The 16,118-nt window shown below is 62.2% G+C and carries 13 protein-coding genes; 8 read left to right on the forward strand and 5 right to left on the reverse strand.

All coding sequences use genetic code 11. The features are described 5' to 3' along the window. The first annotated feature begins 719 nt into the window (after nt 1–719). Entirely contained in the window at nt 720–1,922 is a 1,203-nt protein-coding gene (locus tag D7S89_RS13855) for a DNA-binding protein (RefSeq protein ID WP_121278241.1), read from the forward strand. A gap of 141 nt (nt 1,923–2,063) precedes the next feature. Here D7S89_RS13855 and D7S89_RS13860 read toward each other — a convergent pair whose 3' ends face one another. Then, nucleotides 2,064–2,447: a DUF2471 family protein gene (locus D7S89_RS13860; RefSeq protein WP_121278242.1), complete on the reverse strand. Its 384-nt coding sequence runs from the start codon at nt 2,445–2,447 to the stop codon at nt 2,064–2,066. A 122-nt stretch (nt 2,448–2,569) separates the two neighbouring features. Beyond that, nucleotides 2,570–3,178 (reverse strand): helix-turn-helix domain-containing protein, encoded by a 609-nt coding sequence (locus tag D7S89_RS13865; protein ID WP_121278243.1) that lies wholly within the window; start codon nt 3,176–3,178, stop codon nt 2,570–2,572. 161 nt (nt 3,179–3,339) lie between these two features. Here D7S89_RS13865 and D7S89_RS13870 point away from each other — a divergent pair, with 161 nt between their 5' ends. After that, nucleotides 3,340–4,539 (forward strand): glycine C-acetyltransferase, encoded by a 1,200-nt coding sequence (locus tag D7S89_RS13870; RefSeq protein ID WP_121278244.1) that lies wholly within the window; start codon nt 3,340–3,342, stop codon nt 4,537–4,539. A 13-nt stretch (nt 4,540–4,552) separates the two neighbouring features. Beyond that, the gene (gene tdh / locus D7S89_RS13875; RefSeq protein ID WP_121278245.1) at nt 4,553–5,581 is read left to right on the forward strand and encodes an L-threonine 3-dehydrogenase; all 1,029 of its coding nucleotides are present in this window, start codon (nt 4,553–4,555) and stop codon (nt 5,579–5,581) included. A gap of 98 nt (nt 5,582–5,679) precedes the next feature. Here the strand turns inward: tdh and D7S89_RS13880 are convergent, their stop codons facing one another. Continuing rightward, entirely contained in the window at nt 5,680–6,378 is a 699-nt protein-coding gene (locus D7S89_RS13880; protein ID WP_245982908.1) for a YceI family protein, read from the reverse strand. Nucleotides 6,379–6,537: 159 nt separating this feature from the next. Here D7S89_RS13880 and D7S89_RS13885 point away from each other — a divergent pair, with 159 nt between their 5' ends. The 4 genes from D7S89_RS13885 to D7S89_RS13900 all read left to right on the forward strand — a co-directional run bounded on the left by D7S89_RS13885 (nt 6,538) and on the right by D7S89_RS13900 (nt 10,165). Continuing rightward, nucleotides 6,538–7,209, forward strand: a complete 672-nt coding sequence (locus D7S89_RS13885) for a TetR/AcrR family transcriptional regulator (protein ID WP_121278247.1) — start codon at nt 6,538–6,540, stop codon at nt 7,207–7,209. A 9-nt stretch (nt 7,210–7,218) separates the two neighbouring features. Further along, on the forward strand, nt 7,219–7,707 hold the full coding sequence (locus tag D7S89_RS13890) for a nuclear transport factor 2 family protein (protein ID WP_121278248.1): 489 nt from the start codon (nt 7,219–7,221) through the stop codon (nt 7,705–7,707). A 283-nt stretch (nt 7,708–7,990) separates the two neighbouring features. Beyond that, nucleotides 7,991–8,455: a hypothetical protein gene (locus D7S89_RS13895; RefSeq protein ID WP_245982909.1), complete on the forward strand. Its 465-nt coding sequence runs from the start codon at nt 7,991–7,993 to the stop codon at nt 8,453–8,455. A gap of 339 nt (nt 8,456–8,794) precedes the next feature. Further along, the gene (locus D7S89_RS13900; RefSeq protein ID WP_121278250.1) at nt 8,795–10,165 is read left to right on the forward strand and encodes a carboxypeptidase-like regulatory domain-containing protein; all 1,371 of its coding nucleotides are present in this window, start codon (nt 8,795–8,797) and stop codon (nt 10,163–10,165) included. 86 nt (nt 10,166–10,251) lie between these two features. Here the strand turns inward: D7S89_RS13900 and D7S89_RS13905 are convergent, their stop codons facing one another. Beyond that, nucleotides 10,252–11,409 (reverse strand): PepSY-associated TM helix domain-containing protein, encoded by a 1,158-nt coding sequence (locus D7S89_RS13905; protein ID WP_121278251.1) that lies wholly within the window; start codon nt 11,407–11,409, stop codon nt 10,252–10,254. Nucleotides 11,410–11,417: 8 nt separating this feature from the next. Continuing rightward, on the reverse strand, nt 11,418–13,565 hold the full coding sequence (locus D7S89_RS13910) for a TonB-dependent receptor (protein WP_121278252.1): 2,148 nt from the start codon (nt 13,563–13,565) through the stop codon (nt 11,418–11,420). Between the two features lie 348 nt (nt 13,566–13,913). On the opposite strand from D7S89_RS13910, the gene D7S89_RS13915 reads away from it, so the two are divergent. Further along, nucleotides 13,914–16,112 carry a YcaO-like family protein gene (locus D7S89_RS13915; protein WP_121278253.1) on the forward strand — a complete coding sequence of 733 codons (2,199 nt, stop codon included), beginning with the start codon at nt 13,914–13,916 and terminating at the stop codon, nt 16,110–16,112. Nucleotides 16,113–16,118 lie beyond the last annotated feature (6 nt).

Raw genomic sequence — 16,118 nt, forward strand, 5'->3', positions numbered from 1 at the left:
CCGAAAGCGGCCATCTTTCCTGTAAAGATTCACCTTTTCCGCGCTTTTGTTCCTGGGGTCGCTCACCGAACGTCGTTTACCGCTTTGCCGCGGGCCAAAAAGGCTGGCTTCGGATGGCCCCGGAAACACTCACCTATGAGAAATTTGAATAGACCGGGTCGTCCAGTCCAGCCTTGGGTTCGGATCGAGCGAAGCCCCGAAAATGCTCACCGATGCTCAAACCGTGTGCAGGCGCGTGTCCTGAATCCGCTCACGACCTGTCCCGCTAAAGCTCACGCGTCTCCCCGAACCCCATCACATCTGAATCCCGTAAACGCTCACGACGATTCCCGCAAAGCTTCACCCTATCGGGCTGGAAGCCTTGTGCGACAAGGGATTGCCAAGGCGTTAACGTTTTTAACAAGGTTCAAGGGTGTTTACTTCTATTACTCTCAACGAGCACCCGCGAGTTCTTTGAAACATCCCAGACCTTTGCTCACAGCGCCTTCGTGAAACAACGTCCCAAAATGGACTTGCTGCCGAAAACCGTTGTATAACAATGGCTTAAGAGCATTTTTTAGCTTTGTTTCACGGATTCTGCATGAGAAGCTCGCCAAACAAGGCTTCCACCGTATCGTCTAGGTCTGCTACAGCCAAAAAGCAACGCCTTCGGGATAGGGCGTATCAATTACTACGTAATCCGTTATGATTATCACGTTTTGAAGCCCGATAGGCCTCCTATGACACTAGACGAACAACGAGAAGCCATCCGTCACGAGCTCGAAGCGCTACGCGCTAACGGCGCGCATCGCCGAGAACTATCACTTCATGCCTGCAAGCGGCTGTTCTTTGATCTAGGTATTCGTCCGTCGATGGCAGCTGTCCGTGAATTGACACAGACAGGCAGTGCAAGCGACATCCCCAAGGACATCGACCACTTCTGGGAGCGCATCCGCGACGCCTCCAAAATCCGCGTCGGAGCCGGTGCGATTCCGAAAGTGCTCGAAGAGAAAGCAGGCGAGCTGCTGGGCGCGTTATTCGAACACGCACTGGTTCAAGCCCGCGAATCAGTGGCAAGCGAGCGCTCGCAAATACAGGCCGTGCTCGACGAAGCCGAGCAACGCGTGCGCGAAGCGCAAATTCGACACGAAGCGTCCGAGCAAGCGTTGCAACGCAGCGAAGCTTACGCGCAGGCAGGATGGGCACGCGTGCGCGAGCTCGAGACCGGTGCGGCGACAGCAACGATGCAGCACACGACCGGCCACGATGTGCTTCACAGCGTGATGCGCCGACTCGAGACCGAAAACGAAAAACTCGCACAACGGCTCGAGGTCGAACAGGCAACCAATGCGTCGCTTCGCGAGCGCATCGATGCGTTGCATGGCGAGATGCAGCAAAACGCTGAGCACTATGCCGCGCAAATCAAGGATGCCGTTGCCGAAGCCGAGCGTCGGGTCAAACCCATGCTGGTCGAGCTCGACTCGTTGCGCAGCATGGCCTCGACCTATCAGACCGGCATTCGCGACGCGAGCCGCAAAGAGTTCGATTTCATCCAGCAATTGAGTACGGCCAAGAGTAAAGCCGATCGACTCGAGGATCAGGTCCGCAGCCAATCCGACGAAATCGACGCACTGACACGCGAACTCGATCGCACACGCGGACAAAGCACGATCGCCCCGGAGCTTGCGCAGCTTTTGCGTGCGCTCGCAGACGAAGGTCGGCTCGGTGAACAAGCGTTCGCGATGCTCGGCACCCTGGTCGACGGCCAGGTGGCGATTCCCTTGCATTGTCCGAAATGCGACGACGGCGAGCCCGAACTGTCGAACGTCGACGGCCGCTACGAACTGCTTTGCCCGGAGTGCGAACATTCGTCGGGCATGGGCCATTCGCGCTTCGAAGTGGTCACCCGCTTCTTGAGCACCGCGCGCGCTTCGTCCGTGTAAGCCTTTGATTATTCGACGAACTGAGCGACGGTAGCGGTGATAGGTGAGAGTTTTCGGGAGTCTCGAAAAAACCCAAAAGTGAGGGCTTGCGGGATCTAAAGGTGAGGGTTTTCGGGGGGCGGCGCCGAGGCACCAAGCGTCTCACCCGCGCGGGCTGGGCGATGGGACGAAACGGGCGCCGCGTGATTCGTTGCGCGAGGAAGACGCGTTTCGTTCGCCTTCTTCATAGGCGGCTACCGCAAAAGCAAACGCAGCGGGCAGCGCGTTCGATATACCGAACGTGGCCGGATCATCGGTTTCCGGATAGGACATGTCCTGTGGGCGCTTGAACAGATCGAGCACGAACGTCTCGTGCCGGCTCGCGAAACCGAGATCCGCCAGCGCTTCCGCTTCGATGGCGTGCAATAAACGCCAGGTGAGCGGCACGCCTTGGACGATATAGCGTGCCGCGATATTACGGACGATGTGTTCGAGGTCGCGCGCCGCGGCCTGATAGCGCAGCGCGGCAAAGTCTTGTTCTGTCATGGCCGGGCTTGGGATTCGAAGTGCTGTATGAATATACAGTATTCCGAGACAGCAACCAACTACCGGAAATGACAGTGTGAACATGAAGAGCAGCAAGGCGAGCCGTGCCGCCGCTCGCGCGTTCAGCCGTGAATGACGACGAGGAGCGCTTTCGCCTCGCCTTTCCCCAGATTGCGGATCGCATGGGGCACATCGGCGACGTAGCGCGCCGTATCGGCGGCCTTGAGCCGCTTGGTTGCACCATCTGCTTCCACTTCTACGCTGCCTTGCAGCACCGTCAGATGCTCGCGCGTGCCGGGCTCGTGCGCATTCGATACGAGCGCCCCGCCTGCTTGCAGCGTCAGTTCATACCATTCGAATTTGCCCGCGAGCTCGATCGGCCCCCAGACACGGAGCTGATAGCGGGCGTCGTTTCCGTCGAGCGTCGGGATGTCGTGCGGGCCGGCGACGCTGATCGTTTCAGGCGACTTCTGCGTGGCAAACAGCTGGTCGAGACTGACGCCGAGCGCATTGGTCAGCCGCCACGCCACAGCAATGGTCGGGTTCGCCTTGTCGCGCTCGATCTCCGACAGCATCGACTTCGACACGCCCGCCGCACGCGACAGATCGTCGAGCGTCATCTTCCGCTCGGCCCGCAGCCGCTGAATCTGTTCGCCGACGCGCGGCGGCGTGGTGGGGCTGGTCAAAGGCGCAGTGCTTTGTGCGGTGCGTCGATTCGTGGAGCTTGCCATTTGGTTTCCGATCGCTTAGAGTTGTTCGCTATATCGAACTTTAGTTCGAAAAAATGAAATTGTCCGGTAAAGACGACAACCGACTATAACAGCAACAGGCCGCCCTTTCGCCGCTGATCGTGGCGCGTTGCGGCACTTCGAACCCTGACAGGAGCTTTGCGATGCGCGACAGCTATCTTGCCCATCTGCGCAACACGATCGATCAGATCCGTGCCGATGGCTTTTACAAAACCGAGCGTGTGATCGCCAGCCCGCAGTCGGCCGACGTGCATCTCGCGAGCGGCGAAAACGTCCTGAACTTCTGCGCCAACAACTATCTCGGTCTTGCAAACGATCCGCGACTGGTCGCCGCTGCGAAAGAAGGGCTCGACAAGGATGGCTTCGGCATGGCGTCGGTGCGTTTCATCTGTGGAACGCAGACCGTGCATAAGCAGCTCGAACAAGCGCTGTCGGCGTTCCTGAAGACGGAAGACTGCATTCTCTACTCGAGCTGCTTCGATGCGAACGGCGGCCTGTTCGAGACGCTGACCGACGAGAACGACGCGATCATCAGCGACGAGCTCAATCATGCGAGCATCATCGACGGCGTGCGACTGTCCAAGGCCAAGCGCTATCGCTACAAGAACAACGATCTGGCCGATCTCGAAGCGAAGCTGAAGGAAGCCGACGCAGCCGGCGCACGCTTCAAGCTGATCGCGACCGACGGTGTGTTCTCGATGGACGGCATCATTGCGAACCTCGCCGGCATCTGCGATCTCGCGGACCGTTACGGCGCGCTCGTCATGGTCGACGACTCGCATGCGGTCGGCTTCATCGGCGAACATGGTCACGGCACGCCCGAATTCTGCGGCGTCGAAGGCCGCGTCGACATCATCACGGGCACGCTCGGCAAAGCGCTGGGTGGCGCGTCGGGCGGCTATATCGCCGCGCGTCGCGAGATCATCGAGCTGCTGCGTCAGCGCTCGCGTCCCTACCTGTTCTCGAACACGCTCACGCCGAGCATCGCGGCCGCCTCGCTGAAGGTGCTCGAGCTGCTCGCGAGCGACGAGGGCGCGCAACTGCGCCAGCGTGTCCGCGCCAATGGTGAGCATTTTCGGGAGGCGATGAGCGCTGCTGGATTCACGCTCGTGCCGGGCGAGCATCCGATCATCCCGGTCATGCTCGGCGATGCGCTCGTCGCGTCGCGCATGGCCGACGCGCTGCTGAAGGAAGGGGTGTACGTGATCGGGTTCTCCTACCCTGTCGTGCCGAAGGGGCGCGCGCGCATTCGCACGCAGATGAGCGCCGCACACACCCCTGACCAGATCGATCGCGCTGTCGATGCGTTCACGCGCGTCGGCCGCTCGCTCAACATCATTTGAGGAGCGCCACACCATGAAAGCACTCGCCAAGCTCGAACGCGGCCCGGGCCTTAAGCTCACGCAAGTGGACAAGCCTGTCGTCGGCCACAACGACGTCATGATCCGCATCAAGCGCACCGCGATCTGCGGTACCGACATCCACATCTGGAAGTGGGACGACTGGGCACAGAAGACGATTCCCGTGCCGATGCACGTCGGCCATGAGTACGTCGGCGAGATCGTCGAGATGGGCCAAGAGGTGCGCGGCTTCTCGATCGGCGACCGCGTCTCGGGCGAAGGACACATCACGTGCGGCTTCTGTCGCAACTGTCGCGCAGGGCGGCGCCATCTGTGCCGCAATACGGTCGGCGTCGGCGTCAATCGCGAAGGCGCGTTCGCGGAATACCTCGTGATTCCGGCGTTCAATGCGTTCAAGATTCCCGAAGGCATTTCCGATGATCTCGCGGCCATCTTCGATCCGTTCGGCAACGCGACGCATACGGCGCTGTCGTTCAATCTCGTCGGCGAGGACGTGCTGATCACGGGGGCGGGGCCGATCGGCATCATGGCCGTCGCGATCGCCAAGCACGTGGGCGCACGCAACGTCGTCATCACCGACGTGAACGACTATCGCCTCGAGCTCGCTCGCAAGATGGGCGCGACGCGCGCCGTCAACGTCACGCGCGAGTCACTGCGCGACGTGATGAGCGATCTGCACATGGCCGAAGGGTTCGACGTCGGCCTTGAAATGTCAGGTGTGCCGAGCGCGTTCACGAGCATGCTCGAAGTGATGAACCATGGCGGCAAGGTTGCCCTGCTCGGCATTCCGCCGGCCAACACGGCGATCGACTGGAATCAGGTGATCTTCAAGGGCCTCGAGATCAAAGGCATCTACGGCCGCGAGATGTTCGAGACCTGGTACAAGATGGTCGCGATGCTGCAAAGCGGACTCGACCTGTCGCCGATCCTCACGCACCGCTTCGCCGTCGACGACTACGAAAAGGCGTTCGCCACGATGCTCTCGGGCGAGAGCGGCAAGGTCATTCTCGATTGGGAAGCCTGACGCTTTGACCGATGTGGCTTGCCGGCCCGTCGCCGCAATGGCGATAGCCGGCGAGCCGCTCCTTCGCAAGTCGTATCGCGTGTGGCGCAACGCCCACGCTATTGCGGTGCCTGTGCACCGCTTGCCGCTTCAGGCGCTGAAGGCGTTTCAGTCGTGTCCGTTGCACTGCTGTTCACGTGGCGCACGAATTCTGCTTCGATGCGCACACGCACTTCATCGCCCACCGCCGGGAACCACGTCGCCAGGCCGAACTGCGCCCGGCTGAAATGTCCCTGCGCCGAAAAGCCCAGCGTGTCCTCTTTCGTCAGCGGGTTGGCCCCGTAGCCGTTGAACGTCACATCGAGCGTCACGGGGCGTGTCGTGCCGCGAATCGTCAGGTTGCCTTCGAGCTTGCCCTGCGCGGGGCCTGTGCGTGCGAACTGCGTCCCGACGAAGCGGATCGTCGGGTTGGTCGCCGCATCGAACAGGTCGGGGCCCTTCACGATCTTGTCCAGCAGCACGTCGTTCGTGTCGACGCTGCCGGCGTCGATCGTCGCGTCGACCGCGCTCGCGTCGAGGCCGCCCGGCTGCCAGTCGAGCGTCGCGTGGGCGCGGTCGAAACGCATGTCGAGGCGCGTGTACTTCAGATGTTCGACGTTGAACGTCACGCTCCAGTGGTGAGGATCGAGCGTGTAGTGCCCCACCGGCACGGCCGCTTCATTCGCGCTGACCGTATGCGTGACCACGCGCACCGGCACGCAGGCAGGCATCGATGCCAGGCCCGCAGCGAGCGCCGCCAGCGTGATCGTGCGCGCCATCGTTGCGCGCATCTCACCTCGTTTCATCGTCTTCGAGTTCCTTTTCGCAAATCATCGCATCGCCGGACGTCACAGGCGATAGCTTAGCCCTGTCGTCGATGTTGGCAAGGAGAACGATCGTTCTTGACATGGGAGAACGATCGTTCTACATTTGCAGCCATGAATACTTTTCTACGACCCCACGATCTCGGCGCCGACGACGCCGAAGCGACAGCCGAGACCAGCGTGCGCGAGCGTCTGCTCGATGCGACCGAAGCACTGATCTACTCGGGCGGCATTCATGCGACCGGCGTCGATGCCATCGTTCGCGCGGCGAATGGCACGCGCAAGAGTTTTTACACGCACTTCCAATCGAAAGACGCACTCGTTGCGGCTGCGTTGGCGCGGCGCCATGAGCGCTGGATGAACTGGTTCGTCGAAGGTACGCAACGGCGTGCGAAGACCCCACGTGCCCAGTTGCTCGCGATGTTCGACGTGCTGCGCGAATGGTTCGCCGCGCCTGGCTTTCATGGTTGCGCATTTCTCAACGCGTCGGGTGAAATCGCGTCGCCCGACGATCCGATTCGCGTCGTCGCACGCGAGCACAAGGCGGCATTGTTCGAGTTCGTGCGCACGGTCTGCGATGCGTACGTCGCGCAGTCGGGGCCAAACGCCCGACGCTCGGCGGCGCTTGCGCGGCAGTGGCTGATCCTGATCGACGGCGCCATCGGCGTTGCGCTCGTCAGCGGTGCCGCCGATGCCGCACGCGACGCGCGTGCGGCTGCCGAGCATCTGCTCGACGATGCAGCTCCCACCCGTTCCACGTCGAAGCGCACCGCTTCATCAAACTAGGAGAAACGTATGTCTGCTGCCGATAGCATCAACGAACTTCGCCCACCCGTGCCGCCGTTCACGCGCGAGACTGCGATCCTGAAGGTCCGTGCGGCCGAGGATGGCTGGAACTCGCGCGATCCCGAACGTGTTGCGCTTGCCTACACGCCGCAAAGCATCTGGCGCAATCGTGCGGAATTCGTGACGGGCCGCGAGAAGATCGTCGCGTTCTTGAGTCGCAAGTGGGTCAAGGAACTCGACTATCGGCTCATCAAGGAACTGTGGGCTCACGACGGCAACCGCATTGCCGTGCGCTTCGCCTACGAGTGGCGCGACGATTCGGGCAACTGGTTCCGTTCATACGGCAACGAGAACTGGGAGTTCGACGAGCACGGGCTGATGGCGCGACGTTTCGCGTGCATCAACGATATGCCGATTCGCGAAAGCGAGCGTCTGTACCACTGGCCGCTCGGGCGCCGGCCCGACGATCATCCGGGGCTCTCCGACCTCGGCCTGTGAGGTCTTCGGTGTATGGCAAGCGCTATATGCCATACACCACGTGAGCATCGAGCCGCGCAGGCTTTGTCCATCCGAGCATGTCCTCGAAGCCTCGTGTCCGCGCGATGCGGTAGAGTGCGCGACACGAGCGAAGCGCGGCCCGAGCGCCGCGTGTCGCGCACGATCACGATCACAACACCAGGCATCGGCCCGGCGGCCGACGAACGGAGCGGACATGCGGTTTTGGCGGATGGCAAGAAAAAACGGGGGAGTCGCGCGGGCGGTTGGTGCGGCATGGCTCGCGATGTTCGTCACAGCGGTGCTGCCGGTCGGCGCGCACGCCGCGGATTGGTGCGGCGGTGGCCTGTGGGTCGACGCGATGATCGCCTCGCATCACGTCCATCCGAAGCAATCGTTCGAGGACGTGAACCCGGGCCTTGGCGCCGAATGCTGGCTCAACGGCGAATGGGCACTGACCGCGGGCGGTTTCCGTAACTCGCTGTCGCGGCCGTCGTGGTACGGCGGGGGGGTGTGGGCGCCGGAATTCACGCATTGGGGCTTTGTGCGCCTCGCCGTCATGGGCGGCGTCATCTCGGGCTACAACTACGGCAGTTGGGGCCTCGGGCGCAACCATACGGTCGGGCCCGTCGCCGCGCCGATCCTCATGGCCACCTATAAGCGCGTCGGCGTGAATTTCATTCTCGTGCCGCCGATTCCTTCCGATAATCTGCCGTTCACGATCGGGTTTCAGGCAAAGGTGCGGTTCTGACGGGGCACCGATTCTGAAAATTCACTCAGTACCCGCATTCAACGAGGCTCAGTCGATTTCCCGGCATCCGACGGGTTGTTCTCATCGACTGAGCGGTTGCGCCAAATCCCAACCAATCACCCTTGACTAGCGCTTCGCTTGTCGTCTGCTATGCTGGTTTTCACTCGATCAATTCGAGTCAGTCTGTTACGTACACAACGATAAAACGGTAAGCGCCTGCCTACTTCGAGGCAGCAGGGCTTTCGGTAAAGGCGGCGCGACGGCATAGCGACCCATCGGTATCGGTTTGCGGTAACCGATAGGTCGATAACGACGAAGTCGTGATTCCGGGGGGGCGCAATGTCAGATTCTGCCGGCAGTCAGGGGAACGTGTCACCGTCGTCGCGCAAGCGTTGGTCCGCCCATCTCCACGCGTGGTGGGCGAACGTCGACGCGATTTTCCCCTTCCTCGTTTTTATTCTCCTGCTCAGCTTCATCGTCGTATCTTGTCTGGCCGCCATCAAGCTGGGTGGACTCGGCGATTGGAAACGCTATTCGCCGTTCGTCGCACTGATCATTCTCAGTGTCGCGTTTGGACTGTGGTTCATGGATTGCTTTACCGGCGATCCCGATCGGCCGCTCAGTCGTCGCCAGCAAAGCTTCAAGTTTGCCTATATGTTCACCATGACGACATTCGTCGTCATGATTTATCCGATGGTGAATCCATGGCAACCGGACATTCTTGGCCCGATCAGCCTGATTAGAGGGTGTGTCGATGCGCAAAAGGACACGTCTGTGCCGATGTCCATCCGGTGCGGTCCGACCGATTTGTTTCCCAATGCCGCGCCGGCGACGACGCTGACCGCTGCGAACTCGGGGAATGATGCGAGTTTGGTCTCCAACGTGGCCAGCGCTAGTGCCAGCGCCAGTTCCGATTCGCAGGAGGGGACGGTGGATGCAATGGGGCCGAGCAGACGATACACGGAACGAAAAGGATTCGATTACAGGCCTTCGTATCCGTGGCTCGTCGTCATTGGCGGAACCTACGGCACCGATGCCGGCCTGGCGGAGAAGGCGGCGACGAACCCGCCCCTCGCAGGCCCCTATCAGATCGTCGAAGGAGGATTCGTTCTTCCGTTTTACATCTTGTTGCTCGCGCTGATTGGCGCGGCGATCAGTCTGACACGCCGAATTCCCGAATTACAAAAGCGGTCGGAGCCGGGTTACGTCGGCACCGATGACCAGCCTCCTCTCGATAACCGCACTGTTCGCGAGGCGGTCGTCTTTCAAATCATGCAACTCATCACCGCCCCATTCATTGCGATGGTGGCTTACTACGCTATCGCACCGAACGGTGTGGCGTCGGGCATTGCACTGGCGTTCATGTCCGGCTTCGGGTCGGAGTTGGTCTTGTTGCAGATACGAGGCGTGGTCGAAGGGCTTCATCCGAAATCGTCCGTGAAGCTTGGCGCGACCAGTACGGCCACCGGCGTGGGAGCGATCAGCGGCACGGTCGTCGCTGTCAACGGGCAGCCTGTGAGCGGCGTGACCGTTACGGTACAAAAACACAGCGAATTGACGGCCGTGACCGATAGCGATGGTGCGTTCACTATCGAGAATGTGCCGCCTGGAGACTGGACGCTCGACGCGTCAGGCGGATCGCATACCGGTTCGGCGTGCGTCACGATCGTGGTCAATTGCACCTCGCAAGTGAAAGTGACCGTCGCTTAGGTACGGGCTCAAGCCGGATCGTTGCGCGAGGATTACCCCATAGGTGAGGGTTTTCGGGATCTGCGTGACGTGATCGCCCGCACCCGTTACTGGCTCACCGAAGCCGCCCGACTGCGCGTGCTTGCCCGGGCGCGGCGCCGCCGATCGAGGTACAGCCACCAGCCGGTGATCGCGAATGCCGGCAGCATCGAGGCGGCCAATAACATCCACACCACGCCGAGTGGGCCGAAGTACCGGCCCGTATGCAAAAGCAGCACACTGCCGAGCAGGCGTTGCAGAGCGGGCTTGTCGACGAAGCGTTCGTTGCGTACGACCGCGCCGGACGTGATGTCGATGTCCGTGCGGTTGTAGGCGCGTTCATGACGCGCGTCGACAGGTAGCCACTCGATTTCTGCACGGCCGTTGTGGGCGGCGTCGACGCGTACGGTAGCAGTCGATACTTGTGTCGCCGTCGAGGAGAAGGTGTTCCAAACGCGCGTCAAAGCAGCGTCGTCGAGCGCTTCATGCGACTTATGCCGCGTATGCCGTGGAAGTGCAGACGCCGCGGTCACCCTGACCGGCTGACCCGCGAGTCGCTGCGCGGCGGCACGATACCCGTCGTAGGTCCAGTAGAGGCCCGTCAGCGCAGCGAGCAGATAAAGCGGCAACGTGATCGTGCCGACCACCACATGAACGTCCCGCCAGCGGATACGTTCGCTCCGGCTCCAGCGGATGGTGAACCAACCGCGCCAATCGGCGATGCGTCGCGGCCAACGCAGATAGAGGCCCGTTAGCGTCATCACGACGAGCCCGATCACGCAGGCCCCCACGAGTTGCTTGCCGAATTCGCCGGCCAGCAGCGTACGGTGCAGCAACCTCACGGTCGCGAAAAACGCCTGTCCGCGCGGCTGCGGCAACAGCGTGCCGGTCATGGGGTCCAGCAAGCGCAGTTCGCCGCGACTGCCCGTGCCGTGTTGGCCGGGCGGCCACGCGTACCAGACACGCCACGGCTGGGTCACATCGGTGCCCATCGTCACGAACGTGACAGCTCGTTCCGGCATGGCCGCGCGGGCTTTGACAACCGCCTGCGGCAGCGTCAACGGACTGCCTTCGCGCGCGGGCAACGTCAGCAAGCCGGGATTGAGCGCACGCGACAGCTCGCTTTCGTACGCCATCAGCGCGCCCGTGATGCCGACGACGGCGAGTACGGCACCGGCCGTCAAGCCGAACAGCCAGTGCAAGCGAAACAGTACCCGCCGCAGCATCGTGAGCCTCAGATCTTGTAACGCACACCGACCAACGCGGTAAGCGGCGCGCCCGGCATGTTGTAGTTCTCGGCACCACCGTGCGCGGACACGTAGTACGTGCGGTCGAGCAGGTTCTGCACGGTCAGCGTCACGTCGAGATGCTTGCTGCGATAGCCGGCGCCGAGATCGACGGTCATATAGCCCGGCAACGTCGTCACGTTGTACTGCGACGCATAGCGTGCGCCTTCGGCACGCACACCGCCTGCGACATAGAAGCCGTTCGGCAGGTCGCGCTTGATCCACAGCGAGCCGCTATGACGCGGCGTCAGCGCAGGTTGGTTATCGTTGACGCCACCACCGCTCTTGTCGAGTGGGTTTTCGAGCTGGCCGTCCAGGTAGGCATAGCTCGCCATCACCTGCCAATGCGGCGCGACTTCGCCGGCCATCGACAACTCGAGTCCACGCGTGCGTTGTGTGCCGATCGGCACTGCGAGCAGGGTGGCCGGATCGACGCCGGTCAGATTCGTTTGCTTCATGTCGAACAGTGCCGCCGTGATGCTCGCGCCGATCGGCAAGTCGTACTTCGCGCCGATCTCATAGTTGGTCGTCTCTTGGGGCGCGAGCGCACTGCTGTTCGCGTAGTAGGTGAAGCTGTCGGCGATCGGCTGGAACGAGCGGCTATACGATGCGTATAGGGACAGCGGTTCGACCGGGTGATAGATGATGCCGACGCGCGGGCTGAACGGCTTGTCGGTGCGGGCGATGTCCTGATTCTTCGGCGTGAGGTCGTCGCGGCTCTGCCTCAACGCTTCGTAACGGAACCCGGCGAGCAACGTCCATTGCGGCGAGAAGCGGATCAGATCCTGCGCATAGGCGGCATATGTTTCGTTATGCGTACGACCGTAGTTCGTCGGGGTGGCGCTGGCAGGCACCGTCGGCAGGACCACGAGCGTCGGGTCGAACAGGTTGTAGACGGTGTTCTTGGCGAGGCCGGAGACGCGGTCGGTCTTGTCCTGATAGCCGAGCTCGATGCCGTACAACAGCGTGTGCTGAATGCCGAACGTCTCGGCCTTTTGCGTCACTTCGTTTTGCCACAGCGTGCCGCGGTCGTTGCGGTTGCGCTGGTTGACGTTGAGCGTGACGGTCGGCACGGGGCCGTCGGTGACGCTCTTGACCGTCGTGTAGTTGTTGCGGCCGAGCGTGTACTCGTACGTGCGCACGGCGCTGTGGAACGACCAGCGATCGTTGAAGCGATGATCGAAGATGCCGGTTGCGCTCTTGATCGTCGATTCGACGTTGCCGTCGGCCGCGTTGGCCGAGCCGTAGCGCGTTTCGATCGGCACGTCGACGGGCCGCCCGTGATACGACGGCACGCCTTGATCGGCGATGCGCTTGTCGTGCAGGTAATCGAATTGAAGCGTGAGCTTCGTATCGGTCGAGAAGTTGAATTGGAACGACGGCGCAATCGCCTGGCGACGCAGGAAGTAGCCGTCGCGGAAGCCGCTCGAATCCTCGATCGCACCAGTCAGACGCGCGCGCACGGCGTCGTCGTGGATCGACGTGTTCAGGTCGATTTCGCCGCGCTTCTGGCCTTCGGTGCCGAACAGCGTGCCGACTTCGGCGAATGTCGTCGCCTGCGGCTTCTTCGTGACGCGGTTGATGATGCCGCCCGCCGAGCCGCGTCCATACAGCACGGCTGCCGGGCCCTTCAGCACTTCGATACGGTCGATGTTCGACAGGTCGCGATAGTAGAGCGAATCGTCGCGCAAGCCGTCGACGTATTGATCGTTGATCGACGAAAAGCCGCGAATCGTCACCTGATCGCGCTGCGCATCGCCGAGCGAGGCCGAGACGCCGGGTACGTTCCGAAGTGCGTCATTGAGCGACAGCGCGCTTTGGTCCTGAATCACCGCATGCGGCACCACGTTGACCGATTGCGGAATGTCGCGCAGCGGAACAGGGATCTTCGTGGCCGTATTGGCGAGCGGCGTGTCGTAGCTCGTGTTGGCTTCGTTCGTGCGTGTGGCCTTGACCGTGGTCGTCGGCAGTGTGCCGGCATCGCGCACGGCCCCCACTGCCGGCTCGTCGGCCAGCGACACCTGCGCAAGCGGCAGGATGCCAAGGGAGGCTAAGCAAAGGCACAAACGTTTAGGAGTCCGTCGTTTCGACGACATGGCAGTTCCCCGTCAATGAACAAGCCCGTAGGGGCAGGACTGGCACCGTCGGACGCAGCGCCTTCTTTTTGAGATGCGAATGATAATGAGAATGGTTATCGTTTGCAAGAATTTGTAATATAGGGCGGCGGGGAGGGTGTCGCGTCGCGGCGGGTCTGAGGGCTGCGAGCGAAAGACGGCGTCGGTCTTTCAGGCGCCGAGGGATGCAATGGCTAATTGGAGGTCGGTCTTTAGACCAAACCAATCAGGCAGCCATCGAATACAAATCGCGACAATTGCGCTGATTGCCGGTTGAAAACACCGAAGGTAGTATGCGCGGACTTCTGAAAAAATCGGTGGCGAGCTGCAATGAGTGGATCCGAATCGATCGAATTAGCCGCGCACGACCGCGAACGTATCTGCCCTCTGCTTGCGGCACCGGGTTTGATTCGAGGCGATACGCTGTCATTGCGACTCGCCGGAGAAAAGATCAAGCTGCGCGCACCGCGGCAATATCTGGCGAAACTGTTCGAATGGTGTCAGGGCGACATGACGCTCGCGCAGATCGAAGCCGCAAGCGTCGCGCAATGGGGCGAGCCGCGCTTCGCACAATTCGTCGAGGATTTGCTTGCCGCGGGCATTCTGATCGACACGTCGACGCTGTTGCAATCCGCGGCGCGTGCCGCGCGCACGCCGAACTGGATGGGCCGCCCGGCCGACAAGGCCATTTGGCGCGCCGCGATACCGCGGTTGCCTGAGCCGGCACAAGTCGCCACGGAGGCGATCCAACTGCCGTCGTCGGGGGCCTCGTCGTTTGCCGGACTGCTAGCCCAGCGGCGCTCGGCCGACGCGTTCGGAACCCAGCCGCTGCCGCTCCAAACGTTGACCGGCCTGTTGCACGCGGCCTATGGCATGCAAGCGTCGGGGCACCGGAGCGTGGCCTCCGCTGGCGGCTTCTATGGCTTGCGGCTGCACGTCGTTCTCTTGGCGCCCATCGGCGGCATCGCGAGCGGCACCTACGCGGTGCGCTTCGATACGCAAGGCGGCGTCCATCTCGAGCGCGAGCATGACGAGCTCGACCATATCCCAAGCCTCGTCTATCACCCGCACATGCTGCGTCATGCGGCTGGGCTCGTCATCGTCAGTTCGGACCTGGCGCCGAGCACGCTCAAATACGGCAATCGCAGCTATCCGTTCGCATTGCTCGAAGCCGGCGCGATCATCCAAAACCTGGCGCTCGCAGCAGCCGAGCTGCACATTGGGTGGCGCACCCTGGGCGGTCTCGATTATCCGAGCGTCGAGCAGCATTGTGGGCTGAGTCAGCGCGAGCACGCGCTGATCGCGGGGGTGTTCGGTGCCTTGCCGGACGATGCACTGGCGGTAAAAGGCAGCGCCCACGAGATCGAGTTTCTGTGGTCCGACGCCGTCGCAGGTTTGCCGTTTCATCTCGCGATGGCCCGCATCGACAGCGGTGGCGAGACCGCCGCGCAGTCGTTCAGCTGGGGGCGCGACGCGAGCGCCTGGCGTGCGTACGACAAGGCGGTCGCCGAGGCGGCCGAACGGCATGCGTATCGTCAGCCGCGTCCATGGCGCAGCGAGACATGGCAGCCCGGCAGCGATCAATGCGACCCGCGGGCACTCGTTGCTTATTCGCGCGCGCAATATCGCCGCGCCGGGTTTCCGTACAAGCCCTTCGATCGCGCCACGCCCTATCTGTGGACCGAAACGCGCAATGTGCTGACGGGCGCGACGCGCTGGGTGCCGGCCGAGTGCGTGCTGCATCGCAATGCGCTGCCGGCCGAATACTTCGAGACGCGACTGACCGCGGCGTCTTCGTCGGGTTGTGCGAGCGGTACCTCGGTGACGATGGCCCAGCAATCCGCGTTGTTCGAATTGATCGAGCGCGATGCGTTCATGCGGCACTGGTTCGCCCAGCGAGGCGGCGATGAGATCGACGCCGATACATTGCCGGCCGGCATTCTTGCGCGGATCGGCGAGCTCCAATCGCGCGGCTGTCGCGTCAGCGTGCAGGTGCTGGATCTCGCCGTGCACCCGGTCTGGATGATTCTCGTGCAGCACGATGCGATGCATTTCACGACCGTCGGCGCCAGTGCCGGCCTCGATCTCGAGCGCGTGCTTCACTCGGCGTTGTCGGAGGCCGAGACGGCTGCCTATGCGCGGCTGGGTGGCCTGAAGGCAGAGCCAATACGCCCGGCCGACGTTCGAACGCCTGCCGAACATGCCGATCTTTATGCGCACAAACGTTACTACAAGCGTGCCGACGGACTGTTCGTGACGCAGGGCCGATATGCGTTCGAGGAGGTGGCACGGCGTCACGCGCCCGATATCTCGACGTTCTACGCCGATCTCCAGGCACGCGGATTCGAGTTGCTGTGGGTCGACCTCAGTTTGCCCGACGCCCCGCTGACGTTGACCGGCGAGCGCCTCGTCTCGGGCCGGATGCTGGTGCCGGGCCTGATTCCGATCGGCTTCGGCGCGCATGACCTGCCGCTCGGGATGGCCGCCGGCGTGCACCGCGGGGCCCGTTTTCCCCATCCGTTTCCTTGACGCTGC

The organism is Trinickia fusca, assembly GCF_003628145.1.
Classification (GTDB): domain Bacteria; phylum Pseudomonadota; class Gammaproteobacteria; order Burkholderiales; family Burkholderiaceae; genus Trinickia; species Trinickia fusca.